The sequence below is a fragment of the Dactylosporangium sp. NPDC005572 genome, from assembly GCF_040605515.1.
Classification (GTDB): domain Bacteria; phylum Actinomycetota; class Actinomycetes; order Mycobacteriales; family Micromonosporaceae; genus Dactylosporangium.
This window is the reverse complement of record NZ_JBEXCY010000468.1, coordinates 1-1,447: the sequence shown is the minus strand read 5'-3', so window position 1 is coordinate 1,447 and position 1,447 is coordinate 1. Positions and strand designations below refer to the sequence as shown.

The 1,447-nt window shown below is 68.1% G+C and carries 1 protein-coding gene; it reads right to left on the bottom strand.

The window, feature by feature from the left end:
- A partial coding sequence (locus tag ABZS66_RS61710; RefSeq protein WP_354774296.1) for a helix-turn-helix domain-containing protein occupies positions 1-376 on the bottom strand: 376 nt, incomplete at its 3' end.
- Positions 377-1,447 lie beyond the last annotated feature (1,071 nt).

The window sequence follows — 1,447 nt, the reverse complement described above, 5'->3', positions numbered from 1 at the left end:
ACGACACCCCGCGCAGGGTGTACCGCTGCCGGAACAGCCGAGCGATCAGCTCGGCAACCCGGTCCAGGGTCCAGCGTTGGTCCTCGATGTAGCCGTGCGCGGCAGGACCCTCGTCCAGCGCGGCCGCGAGGGCATCGAGCTGGGCCTCAGACAGACGGCAGCCGGTACCGGACGGGCCCTTCGACGCCAGGCCGGCCGCACCGTCGGCCAGCCACCGCCGCCGCCACACGTACACCGCGTTGTGCGACACCCGAAGCCGCCTGGCGATCTCCGGCACCGGCACGTCCTGCGCGAACAACGCCGCCGCCTGCAACCGGACTGCCTCACGTCGGGCCCGGCCCTCGGCCGTCAGCCCACCACCATCGGGATAACGCACCCGAACCAGATACGCCACCCATCGACCACGGTCACGCCGACACGCCGCGCCGGCCTGACCCTAAACCTGACGGTTCAACCTCTGTATCCAGCTCCGCCCTGATCGCACCGGTGGTGAACCGCCCGCTCGGCGTCGACTGGTGCCTGGACTTGAATCGGGGAATCCCGACCCGGCGGCTGACCTGGCGCGCCGGCGCGGGTGCCACGGCGGGAGTCCGGCCAGTGCTTCAAGCCGCGGGCCAAAGCATCCAAACCGGTGTTGAACGCTCCTTGGACGCCTCAACCCGCCACGGCGCGACCGCGTCTTTCTCCGCAATCCACGCTCTGCGCAGCGCTGGCAGCGACCAGCCGATCGCCGCAGTCAGTAGATCGTCCGCGACACCGTAGGAACGTTCCGCCTCCCGTTGATCGAGGACCGCCTTCACCCAGGCGGACGACCATTTGTACGCCCGGCGGGCCGCTCCCGCATACGCGAGCACCGAACGCTGCTGCCCCTGGGGCGACATCCAGCGCAAAGCGGTACGTCTGCAGCGTCGTACCCCCACACCCAGCCGAGTCCACGAGTCAGGCCTCGACGAGGGCTACGACACACTCTTGAGCCCGCAACGCCGGCGAGGCGTCAACAGCACTCAACAACCGTCAAAGACCACTCGACAGTCAACAGATGGCAGCTCTGTCACAGGGGAACTGCTGGCCAACGAGACCGGAGGAGGACCACCGCCGCCAGACCACGCTCGTGTTGCACCGATGCCGGTGTTGTTGGCCAAGAATACGACTGGTCTGCCATGTATTGCCCCCTTGTTGGCCTGCGGCGACTCGTCTCCTGCACCGGTGCAGCCACGCCCGTGTCCGCGCTGCTGGCCGAATGGCGGTAGTCCCGGCCACGTCGTTCCTCGACACACCGGTCGGCAGGTTGGCCAGCTTCGCCAAGAAGCCCGGGGCGCTGCAAACAGATCAGCACGCGGGTTAGGCGAGCCGGTGTCTTGCCTTCTGCTGTAACGCGCGGACCGGTCGACCTGAGCTTCCCCCGCTTTGATGGAGCGGTGGTTACCTGCCTCCGGTTGGGGCAGGG